Annotated in this window: 21 protein-coding genes; 6 read left to right on the forward strand and 15 right to left on the reverse strand. The window is 31.1% G+C overall.

The genetic code is table 11. From position 1 onward, the window contains the following. Nucleotides 1-37 precede the first annotated feature (37 nt). From mprF to H8707_RS14855, 5 genes are all read right to left on the reverse strand, one after another. A complete protein-coding gene (gene mprF, locus H8707_RS14835; protein ID WP_262430932.1) occupies nucleotides 38-2,602 on the reverse strand; it encodes a bifunctional lysylphosphatidylglycerol flippase/synthetase MprF in 2,565 nt (854 codons plus the stop codon). A 66-nt stretch (nucleotides 2,603-2,668) separates the two neighbouring features. Continuing rightward, complete coding sequence (locus tag H8707_RS14840; protein ID WP_262430933.1) at nucleotides 2,669-3,604, reverse strand: calcium/sodium antiporter; 936 nt, start codon at nucleotides 3,602-3,604, stop codon at nucleotides 2,669-2,671. Between the two features lie 68 nt (nucleotides 3,605-3,672). Then, entirely contained in the window at nucleotides 3,673-4,050 is a 378-nt protein-coding gene (locus tag H8707_RS14845) for a hypothetical protein (RefSeq protein ID WP_262430934.1), read from the reverse strand. Next, a complete protein-coding gene (locus H8707_RS14850; protein WP_262430935.1) occupies nucleotides 4,047-4,199 on the reverse strand; it encodes a hypothetical protein in 153 nt (50 codons plus the stop codon). The genes H8707_RS14845 and H8707_RS14850 overlap by 4 nt, the downstream gene beginning before the upstream one ends. Before the next feature lie 140 nt (nucleotides 4,200-4,339). Beyond that, complete coding sequence (locus H8707_RS14855; protein ID WP_262430936.1) at nucleotides 4,340-4,540, reverse strand: hypothetical protein; 201 nt, start codon at nucleotides 4,538-4,540, stop codon at nucleotides 4,340-4,342. A 329-nt stretch (nucleotides 4,541-4,869) separates the two neighbouring features. Between H8707_RS14855 and H8707_RS14860 the strand changes: the two genes are divergently transcribed. Further along, on the forward strand, nucleotides 4,870-5,358 hold the full coding sequence (locus H8707_RS14860; protein ID WP_262430937.1) for a hypothetical protein: 489 nt from the start codon (nucleotides 4,870-4,872) through the stop codon (nucleotides 5,356-5,358). A 16-nt stretch (nucleotides 5,359-5,374) separates the two neighbouring features. Here H8707_RS14860 and H8707_RS14865 read toward each other — a convergent pair whose 3' ends face one another. From H8707_RS14865 to H8707_RS14885, 5 genes are all read right to left on the reverse strand, one after another. Then, nucleotides 5,375-5,545 carry a hypothetical protein gene (locus H8707_RS14865; RefSeq protein ID WP_262430938.1) on the reverse strand — a complete coding sequence of 57 codons (171 nt, stop codon included), beginning with the start codon at nucleotides 5,543-5,545 and terminating at the stop codon, nucleotides 5,375-5,377. Between the two features lie 23 nt (nucleotides 5,546-5,568). After that, nucleotides 5,569-6,099 (reverse strand): hypothetical protein, encoded by a 531-nt coding sequence (locus H8707_RS14870; protein ID WP_262430939.1) that lies wholly within the window; start codon nucleotides 6,097-6,099, stop codon nucleotides 5,569-5,571. Between the two features lie 204 nt (nucleotides 6,100-6,303). Then, a complete protein-coding gene (locus tag H8707_RS14875) occupies nucleotides 6,304-6,732 on the reverse strand; it encodes a hypothetical protein (protein WP_262430940.1) in 429 nt (142 codons plus the stop codon). Nucleotides 6,733-6,822: 90 nt separating this feature from the next. Further along, nucleotides 6,823-7,524 carry a DUF4367 domain-containing protein gene (locus tag H8707_RS14880; protein ID WP_262430996.1) on the reverse strand — a complete coding sequence of 234 codons (702 nt, stop codon included), beginning with the start codon at nucleotides 7,522-7,524 and terminating at the stop codon, nucleotides 6,823-6,825. Beyond that, a complete protein-coding gene (locus tag H8707_RS14885) occupies nucleotides 7,524-8,066 on the reverse strand; it encodes an RNA polymerase sigma factor (protein ID WP_262430941.1) in 543 nt (180 codons plus the stop codon). Before H8707_RS14885 ends, H8707_RS14880 begins: the two co-directional genes overlap by 1 nt. Before the next feature lie 228 nt (nucleotides 8,067-8,294). Here H8707_RS14885 and H8707_RS14890 point away from each other — a divergent pair, with 228 nt between their 5' ends. The 3 genes from H8707_RS14890 to H8707_RS14900 are packed head-to-tail and all read left to right on the forward strand — an operon-like array spanning nucleotide 8,295 to nucleotide 12,709. Further along, complete coding sequence (locus H8707_RS14890; protein ID WP_262430942.1) at nucleotides 8,295-9,242, forward strand: AAA family ATPase; 948 nt, start codon at nucleotides 8,295-8,297, stop codon at nucleotides 9,240-9,242. Continuing rightward, the gene (locus H8707_RS14895; RefSeq protein WP_262430943.1) at nucleotides 9,229-10,446 is read left to right on the forward strand and encodes a DUF58 domain-containing protein; all 1,218 of its coding nucleotides are present in this window, start codon (nucleotides 9,229-9,231) and stop codon (nucleotides 10,444-10,446) included. The genes H8707_RS14890 and H8707_RS14895 overlap by 14 nt, the downstream gene beginning before the upstream one ends. Beyond that, nucleotides 10,439-12,709 (forward strand): transglutaminase-like domain-containing protein, encoded by a 2,271-nt coding sequence (locus tag H8707_RS14900; protein ID WP_262430944.1) that lies wholly within the window; start codon nucleotides 10,439-10,441, stop codon nucleotides 12,707-12,709. The genes H8707_RS14895 and H8707_RS14900 overlap by 8 nt, the downstream gene beginning before the upstream one ends. On the opposite strand, the gene H8707_RS14905 is transcribed toward H8707_RS14900, so the two are convergent. Both H8707_RS14905 and H8707_RS14910 read right to left on the reverse strand, forming a co-directional pair. Further along, complete coding sequence (locus H8707_RS14905) at nucleotides 12,696-13,274, reverse strand: lysoplasmalogenase family protein (protein ID WP_262430945.1); 579 nt, start codon at nucleotides 13,272-13,274, stop codon at nucleotides 12,696-12,698. The two genes, H8707_RS14900 and H8707_RS14905, sit on opposite strands and share 14 nt — an antisense overlap. Before the next feature lie 47 nt (nucleotides 13,275-13,321). Beyond that, on the reverse strand, nucleotides 13,322-13,984 hold the full coding sequence (locus H8707_RS14910) for an HAD family hydrolase (protein WP_262430946.1): 663 nt from the start codon (nucleotides 13,982-13,984) through the stop codon (nucleotides 13,322-13,324). A 239-nt stretch (nucleotides 13,985-14,223) separates the two neighbouring features. Here H8707_RS14910 and H8707_RS14915 point away from each other — a divergent pair, with 239 nt between their 5' ends. Further along, complete coding sequence (locus H8707_RS14915; protein WP_262430947.1) at nucleotides 14,224-14,973, forward strand: helix-turn-helix transcriptional regulator; 750 nt, start codon at nucleotides 14,224-14,226, stop codon at nucleotides 14,971-14,973. 72 nt (nucleotides 14,974-15,045) lie between these two features. Here the strand turns inward: H8707_RS14915 and H8707_RS14920 are convergent, their stop codons facing one another. The 3 genes from H8707_RS14920 to H8707_RS14930 form a co-directional block, all read right to left on the reverse strand. Then, nucleotides 15,046-15,972 carry an SDR family NAD(P)-dependent oxidoreductase gene (locus H8707_RS14920; RefSeq protein WP_262430948.1) on the reverse strand — a complete coding sequence of 309 codons (927 nt, stop codon included), beginning with the start codon at nucleotides 15,970-15,972 and terminating at the stop codon, nucleotides 15,046-15,048. Nucleotides 15,973-16,002: 30 nt separating this feature from the next. Continuing rightward, entirely contained in the window at nucleotides 16,003-16,896 is an 894-nt protein-coding gene (locus H8707_RS14925; RefSeq protein ID WP_262430949.1) for a 3-methyl-2-oxobutanoate hydroxymethyltransferase, read from the reverse strand. A 245-nt stretch (nucleotides 16,897-17,141) separates the two neighbouring features. Next, nucleotides 17,142-18,800 (reverse strand): M20/M25/M40 family metallo-hydrolase, encoded by a 1,659-nt coding sequence (locus H8707_RS14930; protein ID WP_262430950.1) that lies wholly within the window; start codon nucleotides 18,798-18,800, stop codon nucleotides 17,142-17,144. Nucleotides 18,801-19,190: 390 nt separating this feature from the next. Between H8707_RS14930 and H8707_RS14935 the strand changes: the two genes are divergently transcribed. Then, a complete protein-coding gene (locus H8707_RS14935; protein ID WP_262430951.1) occupies nucleotides 19,191-20,459 on the forward strand; it encodes an MFS transporter in 1,269 nt (422 codons plus the stop codon). Nucleotides 20,460-20,684 lie beyond the last annotated feature (225 nt).

The raw sequence follows: 20,684 nt of genomic DNA on the forward strand, positions 1-20,684 counted from the left end.
TAAATTTTCAAGTAAATAAGAAGTAAGGCTACTTTGTTCACTTTTTAGTATGTATAAGCATACTCGTTTCCAGCAATGACGACGGGAATAAAGTGAAATCATCATAAGCAAGATATCTGCTTTCCCAAGTAGGATTAAATTTCTCCTTGTAGGATCTTAATCCTCCGAAGCTATATACTTCTTTCCCATATTTGTAAACCAAATGAGCCATTCGCTCTTTGAAATGTGCATTTTGTGCAACTCCCACGTTTGATAATGGTGCCATACCTAAGTTAAATATTTTGAAATTTTGTTCCTTCAAATAAATTATTAAATTTAAAATCAAAAATTCCATGGTGTTTTTTGGTATATCTTCTTTAAACCTCATCAAATCGAGGCTATAAGTCCTATTATCGCATTTGGGCATCAATGAGGCAAAGGCTATGACTTCTTTAGTTTCCTCATTGCGTATCAATCCTATAGGCGATTGCTCCAGATAAAATCTGTCCATAAATCCCAGTGAAAAACCCATTTCATTTCTTCCCTTTAACCATTCTTCCGATATAGAAAACAACTCACCATACATAGCATCATCCAAATCTTTACCGTCAATCATTTGAAAATAATAGCCATCACGTTTAAATCTACTCAAAACATTTCTAAAATCTCTGCTTTTCGGACTTTTTATATCGAAATCTTCCAAATCAACCAAAGCCATCTCCCCTAATTTAAAGAAATAGTATCCATGCTCATGATATAGGGGAAGAAACTTTTCTCCAACCTCATAAAACACCAGTTTGTATCCATATTCATCAACAAAATTATGAAATTCATCCAAAGCCTCATCAAAGTATTCTTCATTACCTATGGGATCCCCCAAAGCTATTATAACATTGTGCCTTGCTTCAAACGCAATAAGCACCTTTTGTGACTGTGCCCAATATAAATGCTTATCCTTGAGGTATATTAAATGGGATAAATAACTTCCCGTATTTTCACGCAAAAACCTATCAACTCTATCTACATCTATCTCTTCATATCTTTTATCATCTTTTATTCTTTCTTTTGTTAACTCCATAACAATTATATATATGATTAATGACCCATAAGTAAATATTCCGCTTATTTTAAAATTTGAAAACCCATTTGAAAATATTGTTTTAAAATTGTGTAATCTTAAGAAGTCCAATAAAATTACATGTGACAGTTTCAAATATATAGTAACGCCAATTAGAACAACAAAAGATGAAATCAAAGTCCAAAACCAATCAAAGGGTAAACTTCTCCGATAAAAACTATCCTTAGATAATCTCAATAAAATCAAGACAATTGTAAGAAAAATTGCCTCCTCATAATCAAAACCCTTTATAAAGGTAAATAAGGCACCTGATAATAACAGCCACCATGTCACCTTATATCCGCGTTTCACTTTCATTTTTATTTCCCGGGATATAGAAATTAAAAATACTCCTATTAAAATGGACAATTGGCGTGACCATTGGAGTATAGGAAAAGATAACAATTTTGCGGCGAACTTTATCCTTTCGGTTATACCGGGAACAAGGGCTGAAAATAGGAGTATAAGTCCACTGACAAACACCAAGATGCTTAATAAAAAATTTGTCAATCCTGATGTTCTGCTTATAAATCCCTTAAGTTTTTCTACATCAAATACTTTTATATTGCTTTCATTTCTCTGAGATTGAATAGCTAGGGTAAATATTATGCTTAAAACCAATGGGACTATATAATAAAATACCCTATATAAAATTAATGCAGCTAATATATTTTCAGTGGCAATGCCATAATACTGTAGTCCTGCAAGTACAACAAAATCAAAGGAACCTAATCCCCCCGGCAGCATGCTTACAATACCCGTTATCGACGCTAAAGTAAATACGACCAAACAAGGTAATGGGTTTATATTTGAATTAAATTGCCTTATTATCATAAAAAACAATATAAATAATATTATACAATGGATAATTGATGCAAGAAGTAATTTTATTTTTAGAGTAAATCTTTTAGCGTCAAATAACTCTATCTCCGTCTTTTTAAACCTATAAAATATAATATCTATAAAAAAATAGATGAAAAAATATATAATAAATCCAAGTAGTATTAAAAACAGATAGTTGTATTTATTGATAATGGGTTTAGTGTATTTATATAGGATCAATGACAATATAGAAAATGCTGATAACCCAACAGATGTTGCAGGAATTAAAAACAGATTATAATCTAAATAATCAGCTTTATTATCACCCTTTTTAAAAAATACCGTCCTAATAGATGCCCCAGTAAGACCACCCAATCCGGATATGTTGTTAATTGCGCTTGCTATAAATGATACATTAAAAATCGTCGAAGGTCTTAAACCTAAATTAAAATACTTAGTTATAAGAAAATCATAATAGGTTATAGATGAAACGCCTAGGATACCAAGCAGTAAAATGAGCATAGTATTTACAATGGGTAACCTTCTTAAGATCATAATAGTATGAACAAAATCTATTGATTCAACTTCTTGTTTTATACTCCATACTATAAATATAGCCATTGCAATAAAAAACAATAGTTTTAAAATTGACATTCCGTGTTTTTTTAAAAAACTTTTAAACATTTTACGCTTCCTCCAAATAATAGGGATTTATAAATTATAGCACAAGTACTTTAATTTGAAAACAATCTAGAATAATGCAAAAATAAATACGAGGTAAATAAATAACAATAAAAATCCCATTGACCTACTGATCTTTTTCTTAAAAATACCAGAGCCTACAAACAATAAGGTAACTATCAAAGCCATTGAAAAATCCAAAGTCAATGTTTGTCTGTATATGGTAATTCCATCATCACTAAATAGTGCTGATAAACCTAAAATCATAGTAAGATTGTAAATATTGGCTCCTAAAATATTTCCTATTGATATGCTTTGCTCCTTTTTTCTTATAGCCGTTATTGCGGTAACCAATTCAGGTAATGACGATCCTATTGCAAGAAATGTCAAGCTAATCACATTTTGAGGGGTATGTAAAAAATTGGCTATCTGAACAGCACTGTCTAATAATAGATGGGAACCTGTAACAACTAAAATTCCGCCTACAATAAAAAAAACTATATTTTTAGAGGTATCCTCCTTATTCAAATATAGTTTATTCTTTTTAGTATCATCTTTTTTATGTTCCACAGCATTTGCCCATAAAAAAAATATAACTAAGGAAAATAAGATAGCACCTTCCTTTTTGGTAATCATTCCATCCATTGCTAATATATAAAACAATATAAGAAAGGATATCATCATTATTCCCTTTATATTAAAATTGCCGTCTATTTTTATTGGCTTTATAATTGAACTTATTCCTATTATAAATGCTATATTGCTTATATAAGTTCCTATAGCATTGCCGATACACATATCCTCCAACCCCTCATATGCTGCTATGGTGGATACAAGAAGTTCGGGCAAGGTGGTAGCTATACTTACTATAGTTGCACCTATTATTCCTGTGGAGATGCCGGTTATCTTCGCCACCCCTATAGCGCCATTTAAGAATATATCTCCTCCCTTTATGATCATCAACAGTCCTATTACAAATACTACAAATGCACCATATGTACTCATTATCTTGCCTCCTTATTTGAACCGATAATATATTATATAAGGAAAAACAAGACAATATGAAAATTAACTTAAATTCTTTCAATACCATTCAAATCAAAATAAACATTTCTCGCCTTAAATGGAGAAGGATTGGTATATTGTAATTTCACTTTTTCAAAATCATTTATTCTTTTTGAATGATAATAAGGTTTTTCAAACATTAACCTTTCATCTCTTAACCATTGCGGAACCTCCATATCAAGTAATTGCAAACAATAATCTATTAAAGCTGACACTTTGGTTATATATTTTATTTCTTCATCATCACAATCATCTAAATCAACCGGATTATATAAGCTATTTATAAATTTCATATCTTTAGATTTTAACAATTCTAACAATTGATTTATACTTGTATCTTCATCTTGATACTCAAACAAATCCTTTAAGCATTTATTCCCAATCATAACCTAAATCCTCTCCTATTCATAATAGAACCACCATAAACTGTCATCTCAAGCTGTAATTGATTTTCTTTTAACCGTTCATTCAGATATGCAAATATTTCTAACAAATTATCTCTATCCATTAAACCTATATCATTGGATTTAGCCATGTTACTCCTCCTATTATTAAATTCACTGCTATTTTAATTATAGCATATAATTAGTATTTTATTATAAAATTAGATCAAATACCAATGAATATACCGGTATTTGAACTAGGATAAATACTATAAGAAGTAATGTTGTTTCGTTATTGCTTATAAAGATTTCCTTCAAATGTTGCTAAATAATACCCCGTTATAGGATCTATAGTTATGTTTTCTACTTGTTCTAGAACTCCTGACCACCAATACCCATCTGTATATTCACTATATTCTACAGCTGCAGGAATATTATTTTTGGAAGTATATCTTTTCTGAATACTTATAAATCTTCCTCCAAAGAAACCCAATGTACCTTAAAATTAGATACTATTCAATTTCTATTTATAATACTCAAGATAAATTAATATAAACAAGGTTGAAAATTATTTAGTGTAACCTATCCATTACTTCTTTCACTTAATCTTTCGATGGTTGCCCAACTTCCACCCCATGTGTCAGAATTCCTAAGATAAAGACTATTTAATATTGTGGAAATAAAAGTTTATTAAATGAGTGTCCACAAAAACATGTTGAATTTCGTTATATATAATAAGGAATGAAAAATATAATAAAATCATTATCTCAATCATTATATATTAAGTCAGGATTACATAATGGATCTGGAGGTGAATAAGTGATGAATAGGTTAAAAAAATATTTTGCCGAATTAAAAGAACATGACAATATATTATATAAGATTTCTTGGATATATATATGCATTATTGCCTTATTAAATTTTGCCTTTCAAGGATTGGCACGATACATCTCATTTTTAATTTATAATATTAAAACTACTAATATTGAAAATTTATACTCTATTGAAAAATTAAAATTAAATATTGAATATACAATAAATGCAGTCCATATAATACTCATAATCTATTACTTATTTTCAATGCGTAAGTTAATCAATGAAAATAAAATTTATATCCCTGATTTATTTTATAGGAATAAAGCTTTACTCGTTTTTTTCATAATATCAATGGTCGTTCAAATAATAATTGCAATTATATTTTCCATTGGTTCTAGATTAAATTTAAACTCATTTATAATGCATTTAATTTTTCCAGCGAAAATCATCGTTCTACTTTTAATAATCCAACTAATAGAAACAAGATATGCTTAAGCATATCTTGTTTCTATTACTCCATAGCAGGGTTATGATGGAAAGTATGTGTTTTTGGTCCCCAACTAAATGTTGTCCCTGCAGGATATGTGCCAATCCTACTTATTGATACTGCTTTCATTGTATGCTTAGCTGTAAAGTATGCACTACCATTACTAATATAGCCTCTTAAATCACTAGAATCCAATGTAGGAGCTCTAAAGGAAGCGCCTACATATTAGGTGCTATTAATTTGATACTTGGTTTTGAAGCACTTATTGCTTTGTTTGTACTTGAGTCATAGGAATAAGTACCAGTCATTTCTGTAGCCCATTCTCTAGGTTGTGATATATTCTGATTGTCATCAGCATAATGATAAGCTCTATTGTGTACTGTATTAGACCCAATACTCATTTTATTATTTTCTATTATTGTAAATGATAGATTTAATTTTTTATTAATTATTAAATCCTGAATTGCTTTATAATTATTATTGTTATATAATTTTCTTATAATATTAAGATATTCTATTTTTACATCTTGTTCTGAATTATTGAATATCGATGCCCTATCTTCATTTTTCAAAAAATCATCAATGAAATTTTTAAAAAATTCACTTACACCTAATTCAATGTTAAACCCTTGGACATATGCTACGTCAATTTCCTCAGAATTTATTTCTGCTGCATAAACATTCTCAATGCTCAAAAATAGTATTAATATTAATATAATCGATAATAGTTTTCTTGAATTTTTAAACATTTATATCCTCCTTATTAGTATAATATTTACCTTCTACCCAAATAGCTCTTAACTAGGACTTTCTTCATTCTCCAAGCTTATATTCCTATTGGAATCACCCCCTCAATATAAACCCTAGCAACACCCTTTTTAGTCCTTCCAATAGCCCCTTGATATAACGTTTTCCATTATATCAATATTTATTTTCAAAGTATGCTTTTAATCTTAATACCTTTGTATATTGCTTGTTACAGTAATACTTTCTGATTGGCTACCGCTATATGCCGTCACAGTTGATTGTACTCTGTACTCATAACCACTGGATACGGCATATGTGTCATCAAAATCCAATATCCTTGAATTATTTCTTTCATTCCATGTTTTAATGGTTGTCCAATTTCCTCCTTTATACTGTTGTAATCTAATCGTTGCTTTAGTACTTGTAACCTTGCTGTTTCCGCTTAAATAAGTTTCTACTGTAGCTTTCCCACCTGAATCAATTTGCAGTCTAGATCTTGCTTCTGAAATATAGGTGTACATTGGAGAAATAATGTTCTTGTCATTATTTAATTCAGTTGTACTTGCTAAGACAGGATTAATATAGGCACTTACTAATAGCATTACCAGCATAAGAGTAATAGTTTTTTTCTTCATAATTAAAAGCCCCCTAAATATTATATTAGTATTTTCTTCTCTTACTATATATAACGAAAATTAGGTGGCTTTTGTGGACATTTTTTAAATTTATTTTGTATTTTCTATAATTCCTTCAATAATCTTTACAAGTTCCTCAAAGGATACTTCTGCATTAACAGAATAGATAAAGTTATCATCATTCCAATATGCAATATACATATCCTTATTAAAAACATATTTTATTATTTGATTATTAATTTTCATCTCCTCAATTGTTGTTCCTTCTGTATCGATTCTTATTTCTTCATTTGTTATAATTCCTTGCATATATATTATAATTCTATTACCATTCATATAATTAATTTTTCGTGTTATATCAGTCTGCTTATCTTTAATGACCTCAAAACCATCTGGTATATAGGATGGTTCAGTAAAACTCAGGCCTTCGCTGATAGGTTCTTCAACTTTTATTATAATGGAAGTAAATCTATCATATACTGTAACTATTGTTTCAAATACCTTTTCTCTATATGCTTGCACAGTAGCAATTAATATACTGTTCGTTAAGATAAATGCAATCAATATAGCTGCTGCATATTTTCCTATATTAGCTAATCTCTTTTGCATAGGAGTTCTACTGTATTCTTTGATTGTTTTTTTCAGCTTTCTTTTATACCCTTTTGAAAAAACATGAGGCTCCACATCTTTATCCCTTTCCTCTTCAAGTTGATCTAATAATGCATCAGCTTTCGGCATATACTCAATTAACAATTTATCTAATTCTTCATCTGTTAATACCTTGTCATACATCAAATCTCAGCCTCCTGCTCAGCTATTATTTCTCTTAATTTATTTCTGGCACGCATTAATCTTTTCTTTACATTTTCTTCAGTTATATCCAGTATGCTTGCTATTTCCTTATATGTATATCCATCGGTATATTTTAAGGATAGGATGATATAGTAAGATTTAGGTAATTGAAGAAGATAAGTTTCAATCTCTTTACCTACCAATATATCCTCTATATTTGTAAATTCATCAATCATGGTCCCCTCTCGTTCATCAAGGGGAAGAGTCTGTTGTTTTTTTCTTTTCCTATATATATCAATGGAAACCCCTTTAACTATTTTAACGAAATAATTCCGAGTTTGTGGACACTTTTCCTTAATAACTTTATCAAAGTTTTTTATAATGCGTAGAAAACTCTCCTGCACTGCATCTTCTGCCAGTTGACTATCTCTCAATATACTATAGGCCTTTCTATACATTAATCCACTATATTCACCATGAAGCTCCATAAATATGTCTTTATCTTCCTCTGTATCAATCATTGATAAATATATCATCAACATAGGCTTAACACCCCTTTGTATAGCAATATATTTTAATTCAACTGTTTTTTATTACTAGCTATAAAAAGTATAGCATATTAATTGATGTAGGCAAAGTTATCCCCTATTACACTTTATCTATTTCACGTAATGTAATATAATAGAGCATAAAGATAATATAAACTCAATGCATAATGCATGGATAAATTGGTATAAATTAAATAAATTTACATTAATTTGGGGGCCATCATGGATAATAATAAAGCTATAAAACTACTTGATAATTTGAAAAAAGTAATATTGGGAAAAGATGAAGTATTGGAATTGGTTTTGATTACTCTCCTTGCAGAAGGCCATCTCTTATTGGAAGATGCTCCCGGAGTTGGAAAAACTACTCTTGTGAAGGCTTTGGCTAAGAGTATAGATTTAAGCTATAAAAGAATACAATTTACTCCTGATTTAATGCCTTCTGATATCATAGGCACTAACATCTATGATAGAAAATCAGGTACTTTCACTTTTAAAAAGGGACCGATTTTTAATCAAATATTCCTTGCGGATGAAATCAACAGAACCTCTCCCAAAACCCAATCCAGTCTATTGCAAGCTATGGAGGAAAAAGAAATTTCCACAGAAGATAATCATTATATTCTGGAAAAGCCTTTTATGGTCTTGGCAACTCAAAATCCTCTGGAATACCAGGGCACATTCCCATTACCTGAAGCACAATTGGATAGATTTTTAATGTGTCTATCCATAGGATATCCCGAAAAGGATGCTGAAATTAATATTTTGAAAGAATATAATTCCATAAAAGATATGGCAAATATCAAACCTGTTTTAAATCAAGAAGATATATTGGAAATGCAATCAATGGTGGAAAAAATAAATGTCCATAATGATATTTTGAATTATATTGTGAATATCTCCAATGCAACAAGGTCTTATAAGGATTTATCCCTGGGAGCAAGCCCAAGAGCGTCAATAGATTTATTGAAAGCGTCTAAAGCTAGGGCTTTTGTTTCAGGGCGTGACTACGCAATACCCGATGATGTAAAGCAAATGGTAAAGCCTGTACTTGCTCATAGATTGATTCTAACACCTGAAGCGCGTATTGAGAGAAAAAGCATTGATGATATTTTAAAGGGAGTATTAAATAGTATATTTATTCCGGTGATGCTACATGGTAAAAATTAATTCTAAAACAGCACTTATCTTTTCAATATCGTTTCTATTTATAATTCCATTTGTACTCTTTATCGGTGGGACTATGCCATATCTCATTTTTTATATATTGATTTTTTTATTTATCATTCCATTTTTACATAATTATATAGCAATAAAAGGTATCCGAGGGTCGGTGGAGATTCCAAATGGTGCTTTATATAAGGGAGATAGGATAAATATAAATTATGAATTGAAAAATAGAAGTCCCTTTTCTATTGCATATTTAGAAATTCACAGTGATATAGCCAGGAAATTGGCGGGAAAAGACACCACAAAAGTAATTATTCCTTTGGAAAAGAAGAGAAGATTTTTCTTCAATGAGGAAGTTGTCCTATCCAGAAGAGGCTATTATGAAATGGAAGAGATAGAAATCAAAATCCATGATGTATTTAACTTTTTCACTTTCACCAAAAATATCAAAACCAATACCTCTTTATTAGTATATCCTGAAACGATAAACCTCTCCACATTTGAAATAACAGCAAATCAACAGCTTGGTGAATTGCAGGTACGCAATTCATTTTATCAAGATAAAAATAGAATATCCTCCTTGAGAGACTATAGAGAAGGTGATATGGTTAAATCAATCCATTGGAAATTAACTGCAAAACGAGACTTTCCAATTGTCAAGGAATATGAAAACCGTGTAGATACAAATGTTTTTATATTTTTGGATAATCAAGATTTGTATTTTGAAAATGATGTGGACAGGCGTATGGAAGATAAAATCGTAGATTCCGCTCTTAGTGTCGTTAATTATTGTTTAAAGCAAAATATATTTATAGCTTTGGAAACCCAGCATAAAAAAAGGCAAATTGAATTAAGCGGTCAAAATACTAAAGACTTAAAACCGTTTCTTGAACTATTTGCTCGCTTCAAAGGCAATGGCGCTTTAAATACTAAATCTCTTTTGATTTCAAAAATAGAAAGGCTCAGAGACGGAAGGGCATTTATTATAATAACTCCACATCTTGATAAAGATATGGGGGCTATCGGCATAGAGCTAAAGATGAAAAATTCAAATCCTTTATTTATCGTTGTTACGGATAAAGAAAATAATAACGGATTTATTGAGCCGCTAATTGAAAACAGACTTAAACAGGAAGGGATTCCATTATTTATATTGGATTTCAAGTCAAATGTAAAAGATGTTCTGGAGGTCAGCCATGGATAAAAGCTTGGGGTTTATAAAAAATCTTTTATACATTGTATTTGTATTCTCTCTGACATTTTTATTCGGATTGGTTATCAAGCTTGAAATCAATATGCCCTTACAGTTAATTATTGTGTCTTTTGTATCCTTAATAGTCAAATTCTTTATACTAAATCCGATTATATTATACGGACTATTGATAATTTCCTTTATTGCTGTTCTAGCAATAAATCACTATATTATGCCAATCATTTCACCATTTTTGGAGAGGTTATATTTTTTATTTTCAAATATAATTAAAAACTTCCAGGGCAAAGAAAAAATTGTTCCTGAAAATATATTTATATTTTGGGGACTTATTTTAATCATTCTTTCTTTATATACAGCTTATATACTATTTAGAGATAAAAGTATTTATTTCCTTCTACCTGTATATATGGGCTTTTATCTATACTATTGGTACTCTTATTATGATCAGGCTTTATGGATGCTAATAATATTTGCGGCTTGTTTTTTAATTCTATTTGGATTAACAAAATACTCAAAGCAAAAAGAGAAAGTTCATGAATCTAAATCTATAAACATCGAAAGACTTTATTCTCCTTGGGTAACAACTACAGTCAATTATAGTATATTGATTGTAATTCTGGCATTGCTGCTGCCCAAAAGCAACGATTACATAAGATGGAATTGGCTGCAAAACAAGGTATACGCTTATTTTCCCTTTGTTGAAAACTTAAGATCATACGGTGTTTACAGAAGGGAGTCGGGAGAAGCCACCCTCTTTGATTTCGAAAGTACCGGTTTTCAAACAGAATCTTCAAAATTAGGTGGTCCCGTTGCCTTAAGCAACAAAAAGATAATGACAATTCGTGGTGAGGATGTCAAATACCTTAGAGGCAATATAAAGCATACATATACCGGTCACTCATGGGAAACGCAGAAAATGGAATATAAAGATTATGATTTGGCAGAAGATTTTAGTAATATATCTAGTGAAGATAAAAAACTATATTACACAAGCACCGACATAAAAATCACGAATCATAATTTTGCTTCTACTACTCTATTTAGTCCTTTGGTGCCGGAATTGATTAATTTCAACGAAAGCTCATCTGTTAAGGTGAATTACGACTATTCTCTAATATTTGCCAAAGGCGTATATGATAATGAAGTCTATTTTATTAGAGCTTTAAAACCTCTTCCCTATGGAAAATTGACCCATATGGGAATAGATAATAAAAAGAGTTACATCCCATATCCGGCAAAATATCTGCAGCTGCCTGATGATAAGATAACTAACAGAACTCGTAGTATCGTATATGATTTAACCCATGATAAAGAAAATGATTTTGAAAAAGCAAAAGCAATCGAAGATTATTTGCGTAATAATTTCAAATACAATTTGAATGTAGAAACGGTGCCGGAGAATTATGATTTTGTTGATTATTTCCTTTTTGAAGAAAAGGAGGGCTACTGCACTTATTTTGCAAGCTCCATGGCTGTTATGCTGCGTCTGGCACATATCCCAAGCAGATATATTGAAGGATATCTTGTGCAGGATAAAATAGAAAATGGAGTCTATGCGGTGAGACAGGATGATGCTCATGCTTGGGTTGAGGCGTTTATCGAGCCGGTTGGATGGATGACCTTTGAAGCAACTCCCGAATATCCAATAGAGTCAAGGATGGAGGATTTTAAACCGATTGAATCCAGTAGTAACAGCCAATCCGATGAAACTATCGATGATAATAACAGAAGAAGAAATCTTGAAGATAAAAGGGAGAATAACATTCAATTGGATATAGGAATTGGAGATATAGATACGAAAATTGATACTAATGATAATGCTAAAAAATTATTTAATACTATTTTGATTATTGCCATTGCTATTATATTGTCTATTATTCCTATAAAATTTATCGTGGGATTTATCATCTATAGATATGGTGAATATAAGGCGCGCAAGTTAAATAATAATGCCCGAATAGTTTATCTTTATAATCAAATTGTAAATCTTATTGCACTGCTTGGATTTCCACAAAAATCCGGGGAAACCCACTATGAATATGCAAAGAGAGTAATTTATAAATTTTATGACTATGAAAAAATTGACATAAAGAAAATCACTGACATCTTTGTAAAAAGTAAATACAGCACTGTCATTTCATCTAATGAAGAAGTTGCAGAATTGTTAGAATATAGAACTATACTTGAAAAACGGGCAAAACATTATTTAGGGCGAAGAAAATATTATTTTAAAAAATATGTTAATCGAGGTTGAATTTATACCCACTGATTGATAAAAGAAATTGAGATGGCAAATAGAATACCCAAATTAAATTAAATGTTAAATTGTCTAAAACTCCCATATAGGATAGTGCCACATTTATATCACAGCAAATAAATAATATTATCCCATAAAGAACTAACTTACTATTTGGATATGGATATTTCCCTTTTCTAATTGCTTTAACTGAAGTATATAAACCGGACAATATGCATACACCATAAAATAATGAAAGAAATATTAGAAAATCTACATCATAGTTGAAATAATTTAACAATAAATAAACGATTAATAAAGTAAATAAGGCAATAGGCAATATTTTTAATGCTGAGCGGAAATATCCCATGTCATACCTAGCGATATATATTATTTGTACTATACAGAATAGGCTAACTCCTATTATACGATAATCTAAGATTATTAAACATAAATCTGCAATTACTGTAAAAAACATGCCCAATCGCAATAATTTTAAATCCACTTTATTTAACGGTTTTTTGCAAAATACAGTCAATAAAAAACAAAATACTACAATAGCAAATCGAATTATTGAACTCATTTCTTTCACTTACTTTTATTTTATATTTCTCCGGTAATCAAATTTTGTCAATCTTCTTTGGATATTATATCTAATATTTCCTTAGGTTCCGACACAATATACGTAGCATTATATTTAACCAGTTCATCCAAGGATCTAAACCCCCATAGTACCCCAATGCTGTCAATATGCGCATTTGTTGCTGTCATCATATCTATCTTAGAATCTCCGATATATACAATCTCACTTAAACTAAGTTCCATATGCTTTGAGATTTCCAATACAGTTGTCGGGTCAGGTTTTTTAGGTATACCTTCTCTTTCTCCGAAAATATCCACAAAGGAAATATCTTCAAAAAACTTTTTTATCAATTCATTTGTATAATCATTTCTTTTATTTGAATTGACTCCTATTTTTATACCTAGCTTATTCAATTCATATAATAATTCACTGATTCCTTCATAAGGTTTAGTTTTATTCTTAAACTTTTTATCATATATCTTTACAAACAAATCCAGTCCCTTTAAAATAGTTTCTTCATCAGTGCCTTCCGGAAAACTGTTTTCCAATAGGCTTTTAAATCCACTTCCAAGCTTCAATTTATAATCATCGTAATTATGCTCCGGACAATTAAATACGCGAAGTACTTCATTGACGCTGTCTGAAATATCTTCAATAGTATTAAGTAATGTGCCATCAAGATCAAAAATTATACCTTTGTATTTATTCATATGATTATATTCTCCCCAATTTAATTGTTTGAAATTTTTAAAACCATTAACTATATTCTAACAAATATGTCCCCTATTGTCATCATTAATAGTTACAATTCACAATTCATAATTTAGCCTCCAATTATTATAATATACTTTATTTACTCCATTGACAGCAACAAAAACTTACAATAGAATTAAATTATATTCTAGTATTATACTAATGAAAGGCTTTGCATGAATCGGAGGTTATAGTTATGAAAAATAACATGAATTTACCTTGGAAAGAAATTTATGACTTCATTCTTTCATGTAGTAGTGTACATGAACTAAAGGCTTTTTCTATTGAGGTTCTAACCGGTCTTCAAAAATTATGTGAATTTGACCAGTCTCTTGTGTATTTTTTGGATGGAAATAGAAAAGTAACAAATCAATATCTTATGAATATAGACAAGCAATGGAGTAGTCTTTATCTTGAATACTACTCAAAAACTGATAGCGGTCGCTATCGTCTGGACAAAGATGTCCGTGAGGGTCCTGAAAATCCTTTAATAAATATTATATCTTGGGAAAAAGAACCTTCAAATGAATTTGTTCCTGAATACATTAATTCCCGTGGCATTAAGTATTCCCTTGGCTTTGTTCTATATGATTTGAACGGCATATCCAGAACCATATTTTCTCTTGATAAAAGTAAAAACGAAAATTTTAAAGAAGATGAATGCAATATTTTAAATTTGTCAATTCCAATTTTAAATAACTTACATAAGAAATTTTTCATCCATAATAATAATAAGAAAGATGTGAATCAAATTGCGTGGGAAACTACAAATCTAACCTCCCGAGAAGTGGAGATTGCTAATTTATTGTGTCAAGGGCTTACTCCCGAAACCATTAGCAAATCTCTATATATTACAAAATCTACAACTTACAAACATATTTCTAATATATATAAGAAGATGCAAGTTTCTTCAATGCAGGAACTTTTACTTCGATTAATGGGTTAATAAATACCTTTTCTTGAGATAAAACAATCCCCTAGGAGATAAATTTGAATCCTAGGGGATTAAACTATTTGATCATTCTTTATTTGGACCGGGTATACACCCTTCAACAGTATAGCTCCATGGTTTAGCTTGAAAACTAAACATTGATCCACCATCAACATCTATTGTCTCTCCAACTATGAAATCAGACATAGAGGTACACATTGCAAATGCAACAAGAGCTATTTCATCAGGATTCATTACCATTGGTACTTCTCTACCATATTTGCCGCGTTCCTCCACAAATTCCTGCCCATAAAGAACTACGGCTTCAGAAGCATTAGTAATTGCACCGGCAGTAAGCATCGCTCCGGGAGCTACACAGTTTACACTTATGCCGTACTGTCGCAGTTCCTTGGCTATGCCTTTTGTCATGCTTACAACTGCACCTTTCGCAGCATTATAATGAGTCATCATTCCCATCTTCGGAGTATCTGAGCCTTTGTGTGCAACCGAGGATATAAATACTATCTTTCCCTTTATCTTTTGTTTGACCATAATACGTGCTGCAGCTTGAGCGATGAAATATTCACCCTTCAAATCAATGTTAATGACCTCATCAAATGCGCTCTCGGGCATATCCAAAAACGAATACATAGACCAAGTAGCAGCATTGGTAATAACAATGTCTACTTTTCCGTATTGTTCCACAGCATAATCTACAACAGCATAGCAATCACTAACTTTGCTTACATCGGTTTGGAACCATTTTACCTCAAGGTTATTAGCATTAAACTCTGCTTCTGCCTTCTTACCTGTACTTTCTTTACGCGATGCTATGACCACTCGAACTCCGGATTCTGCCAATCGATTTACTATATTATAGCCTAATCCCGTTGCCCCGCCTGTTACGATAGCAACTTTACCGGCCATATCCTTGCAAAAAATCTCAGGTAAACTATGAAGCCCAAGCGTGCTCTTTTCAGCCATTGAAAATATAGTTTGGGCATCTATACTCATATCTATTACCCCCTAATTTAACAATTGCTATTAATATTTTTGCTCTAATTCATTTAAGAACTTATCCAATTCTCTTTCTTCCATATGGAATCCATGTTTATCTTCCGGATATGCTCCTGCCCTGACATCGTTTGCCCATGCACCATACGTCTCGGCTGCAAATTTCAAAAAGTAAGAATATGTCTTAGCATGGGAAGCAGGATTAGCCATTAACCCAAATAAATCTGCATCAACCATCTCACTGCCGTCACACGCACCGCCTGCTGCGATACTTATTACAGGTACACGCAACTTTTTAGCAATAGCGTTGCTGACTTCGATAGGTGTCAGCTCAATGGACATAGCTTTCATGCCGCATTCTTGATACTCATAAGCTTGTCTGAATACCTTCATAGCGTCTTCTGAGGTTTTACCCAAATGCTTATATCCACCAAATGTCCCCATAGTCTGCCAACCGGAAATAGCGCCTACATGCCCATAAACGATTACATAGTTATTTGCTACATATTCAAGTGTCTCATTATTGATACCCATCGGTAGTATTGAATCCGCTCCAGCCATATGAAATTTGGAAAAGTTTGCTAAAGCAGCTTCCTTCGAGGCAAAAGCTATAGTATCCGTTACATAATTGATATGGATATGTGGAGCAACACTACGGTTTTGTCCTATCCATTCCATCGCATGACTCAAAGCCTCTTCCGGTGGTATTCGTCCGTTAAATGATGGAGTCAATCTGCAAATATCTACCCCGGCCATTTCAGCAGCCATTGTAAACAGCGGACCCATCATGCTTGGACAGTGCTGAACGATGTGAATACCCTCGTCTTTCAGCTTCTGCAGATAATGAATCGTTTTACGTCCTTTTTGTCCCATTGACATCTTGGGAAATGGACTATACATTCTGTTCATTTCTTCTTTTTCCATTTTCTTTTCCCCTTTCATAATTTGCTATTGATTTCATATAGATATCTTCAAACAATATTCTTGATACCTATCTCATTCTTAGTATAAGAATACCAGACTTGAATACCGTTTTAAATCACTAAAGTTATGTATTGAATTTTATCAATTTTGATTATTTTATTTATTTGCATAATATGATATAATTATTTTTTGGGTAAGAATAAAAATTTAGCCTTGATCATTAGTAATCAAGGCTTTTTTAATAGCTATTTAAGAAGTTTCCTTATTGTTGTATAGGTAATATTAGGAACATTTTCAAAAGTGTATTTCATGTGAACTCTTTCAGTTAACTTGTGACCGTCTTTCCCAAAGGTTCCAATATTTACTACGGGTACATTTATTTCCAATATATCGTCTATTGGATAAGTATATTTTGTACCCCAAGCAGGCATGTTTTTCTTTAATGTTTTTATTTCACCTATATCATCTGAAGATGCTATAAAGTTTGCATCCGATACATATGGGTAGAACATCTTGGTTTTTATTGGTTTATCAGAATAATCCTGTACAAATTCTACAGCTTCTCTTACACTATCCAATAATTGTCTTTCCAATTCGTTCTTTCCGGTAACTGTGATTCTTCCATAGAACTGTGATGAATAATAGATTATAATCGCCGGCGACTTATCATCAGACCATTTGGTCCACGCCTCATTTATGACTATCGTGCTAAATTCTCGCAAATCTAATGATGGAAACAATTCATTTAACTCTTTAGCAAAATTGTGCATATAAATTTTAAACTTTTCACCGTGAATTGTAGCTAGTTCATTATAGAACTCTTCCCATGTATATACTCTTGTTTCCCAATTAAGTTTTGTGAAATCCATATTACTCAGCTTACAATATTTCTCGTAGGATTTGTTGACATAATCCAATGCGTTGTCAAAGGATTCTATAGCCTTTTCCTTCATTTTTTTAATCACATCACCGGGACTCATAGTGAAGGTAAAAAAATTATAATAACTTTGTGCTGCTATAGCTGTTTGTGCTGTATATCCTTCCTTAAAATCTGATTGTTTCAAAGAAATTGGCGGCAATGTAACCTCGCCCATCATTTCATCACAAAAATCCGTATTTAATTCTATATTTCTAGTCAATTCAGCAACTATTAAATTTGGATCCAATCCCTCATAAGCTTGACCTACTTGGGTTCCCTTACCTACTACATGAAAGGAAGGTAATAGCTTACCTACATTCCCAAAATATACATATTGATTTTCATCTTTTCCGTCATATGGTGTTGAATAGTCAGCATTTATGGCGGCAATATATTCTAGATTATATTTTTCTTTCCACTCTTTAAGTACCTCAAGTGCTGAGATGATTCCATTGGAGTTGCCTTCTTCATCAGCTTCTGAAATCGATATTATATTTCCGTCCAATTCGTCTAAATGCTCAGAGAAGTATTTCATCAGATACATATGTCCTGCTATACCTGACTTCATATCTAAAGCTCCTCTTCCAAATAAATATTCCCCTGATAAGATATCCGTATCTACCTCATGGCCTAGATTTAGACTCTTTAGGATTTCAGGCAATTTATCCGGATCAAATGCATAATCTCGGAATGAACCAAAATCTTCAACCCCTACCGTGTCTAGATGCCCCATTAATATTATTGTCTTATTTGAATTCCCTTTAGTACCCTTTACCATTGAAATCACATTGTATCTTTCCATTTCATCATCTTTAATTTCTTGAAGTAATAGATAATCCGGATTTTCCTTAAAGTATGTTAGATTGCTGTAATATTTATAGATTTCTTTAGCACAGTTCTTTTCCCCATCGGTATTTACTATGCTAGGTATTTTCACTAAACATTCAGTTATCTCTTTGACATCCTCAAAACATTGTAAATACAAATCCCACACCCCCAAATCATATATTTCTGTATTTTTATTATATTATATCAAAGTAATTCGTTTTTAACACTTTTTTCACACACAATATATAATTTACAACAAAATAAAACTCAATAATAATCAATAGTTTTATTTGAACTTTAAATACATTAGACAATTATATATTTTAAAATTGACACAATTGGATATTTATCTTATTCTGATATTAGATATAATTGTTACTGCTATGGTTTCTTATCATATGGATTATTTAATGGGTGCATCTATGATTATTAGTAAAAGAAAATGAAGACGATTATATTATTTCATTAATTAATATCAAATAAAAAATAGTATTAATTTTTTGGGAAAGAAACTAATACTCTGAGTATTTAAATATGGGAGGTTATAATGAAAAGCACTTCATATATTAATAAAAGAAATATTATTAATTCACCAAATATAAATATGTTGGTATTCTTACTTGGCAAACTAGTTTCTTTATTCGGTACAAGAATCATGAATTTCGCTATAGGATTATATGTTCTAAAGGTTACCGGATCCGGTATGAGTTTTGCATTAACTATGATTGTTTCCACCATTCCAGCAATTATAATATCGCCATTTGCAGGTGTTTTTGCTGATAAATTGGACAGAAAAACAGTTGTCGTAATTACTGATTTATTATGTGGTACTTTGTTAATGGTCACATATATTGTTACATTAAGAATTGGTTTGTCATTAAACTTAATTCTCATAACAATTTTTTTATTATCAATATTTAACACCTTTTTTAATATTACTATGGAAGCATCCATACCTAATATTGTAGATGAGAGTAGATTGACTAAAATTAATTCATACAGTTCATCTATTACTTCCATGGCTGCAATAGTTGGACCTACATTAGGTGGATTAATATATGGATTAGTTCCTATAGAAATGTTTTTGTTGATTGCCGGAATTTGCTTTATACTCTCAGCTATTTCTGAAACATTTATAAATTTTAATTTCAATAATACACCTGTTTCCGAAAAGTCTAATGAAAAAATATGGTCTGAAATTAAATCCGGATTAAATTATGTTAAATCAAAAAAGGCGATATTCTCAATTTTAGCATTTTCAATATTTACAAATTTTGTTTTTAGTGCATACACTGTTTCACTTCCCCATATTATAAATATTCAACTTGGCTTTAATTCAGAACAATATGGTTTAATACAATCATCATCTGCAATTGGTAGTTTGATATTTTCAATAATATATTCTTTATTACCTGATAATAAGAGTAAATATAAACACTTTATATCTGCATTAGTAATACTTTCAATATTGATGATGATTACAGGCATCCCAACATTATCAATTTTTAATACAGCTCCCCAAAGCAGCTTATTATTATATTTCATATTGCTTAATTTTTCAATAGGAGGAGCTTTAATGTTCGTAAACCTTCCTGCGTTTATTTTGATTCAAAGAGAAACATCCGATGAGTATCGCGGCAGGGTTAATGGATTATTTGGTACCATGTCTTTGTCAATCCAACCATTAGGTATGACTATAGGTGGGTTATTTACGGATTATATTTCAAGCTTTATATTAGTTTTAATATGTGGAATATTATCTTTAGCAATATCCTTTATATTATCAAGAATAACAGAATTAAAAGAGGGAATATAAATATGTATGTATAATGACTAAAGTAACAATGGGCAGACAGGGTCGTCTGCCCATACGATTTCTGCGAATATCCTAAGACATCGCACCTTTAGCCCAATTGATTCTAAGCTTTGTATTATTTCTTGTAATGAGCATAGAAAAATCCTAAAGCTAATGCTCCAAAGCTCTGTCTATAATCACCTTTATTTTTAATAACTTCATCTTAAAATTATCTCCAAAACCAAG

Source organism: Paratissierella segnis, assembly GCF_014385195.1.
Lineage (GTDB): Bacteria > Bacillota > Clostridia > Tissierellales > Tissierellaceae > Paratissierella > Paratissierella segnis.

Bases quoted from the DNA above. Each gene is read 5' to 3' on its own strand.
- mprF (WP_262430932.1), bottom strand. From the start codon at position 2,602: ATGTTTAAAAGTTTTTTAAAAAAACACGGAATGTCAATTTTAAAACTA.
- H8707_RS14840 (WP_262430933.1), bottom strand. From the start codon at position 3,604: ATGAGTACATATGGTGCATTTGTAGTATTTGTAATAGGACTGTTGATG.
- H8707_RS14845 (WP_262430934.1), bottom strand. From the start codon at position 4,050: ATGATTGGGAATAAATGCTTAAAGGATTTGTTTGAGTATCAAGATGAA.
- H8707_RS14850 (WP_262430935.1), bottom strand. From the start codon at position 4,199: ATGGCTAAATCCAATGATATAGGTTTAATGGATAGAGATAATTTGTTA.
- H8707_RS14860 (WP_262430937.1), top strand. From the start codon at position 4,870: ATGAATAGGTTAAAAAAATATTTTGCCGAATTAAAAGAACATGACAAT.
- H8707_RS14870 (WP_262430939.1), bottom strand. From the start codon at position 6,099: ATGTTTAAAAATTCAAGAAAACTATTATCGATTATATTAATATTAATA.
- H8707_RS14875 (WP_262430940.1), bottom strand. From the start codon at position 6,732: ATGAAGAAAAAAACTATTACTCTTATGCTGGTAATGCTATTAGTAAGT.
- H8707_RS14880 (WP_262430996.1), bottom strand. From the start codon at position 7,524: ATGTATGACAAGGTATTAACAGATGAAGAATTAGATAAATTGTTAATT.
- H8707_RS14885 (WP_262430941.1), bottom strand. From the start codon at position 8,066: ATGTTGATGATATATTTATCAATGATTGATACAGAGGAAGATAAAGAC.
- H8707_RS14890 (WP_262430942.1), top strand. From the start codon at position 8,295: ATGGATAATAATAAAGCTATAAAACTACTTGATAATTTGAAAAAAGTA.
- H8707_RS14895 (WP_262430943.1), top strand. From the start codon at position 9,229: ATGGTAAAAATTAATTCTAAAACAGCACTTATCTTTTCAATATCGTTT.
- H8707_RS14900 (WP_262430944.1), top strand. From the start codon at position 10,439: ATGGATAAAAGCTTGGGGTTTATAAAAAATCTTTTATACATTGTATTT.
- H8707_RS14905 (WP_262430945.1), bottom strand. From the start codon at position 13,274: ATGAGTTCAATAATTCGATTTGCTATTGTAGTATTTTGTTTTTTATTG.
- H8707_RS14910 (WP_262430946.1), bottom strand. From the start codon at position 13,984: ATGAATAAATACAAAGGTATAATTTTTGATCTTGATGGCACATTACTT.
- H8707_RS14915 (WP_262430947.1), top strand. From the start codon at position 14,224: ATGAAAAATAACATGAATTTACCTTGGAAAGAAATTTATGACTTCATT.
- H8707_RS14920 (WP_262430948.1), bottom strand. From the start codon at position 15,972: ATGAGTATAGATGCCCAAACTATATTTTCAATGGCTGAAAAGAGCACG.
- H8707_RS14925 (WP_262430949.1), bottom strand. From the start codon at position 16,896: ATGGAAAAAGAAGAAATGAACAGAATGTATAGTCCATTTCCCAAGATG.
- H8707_RS14935 (WP_262430951.1), top strand. From the start codon at position 19,191: ATGAAAAGCACTTCATATATTAATAAAAGAAATATTATTAATTCACCA.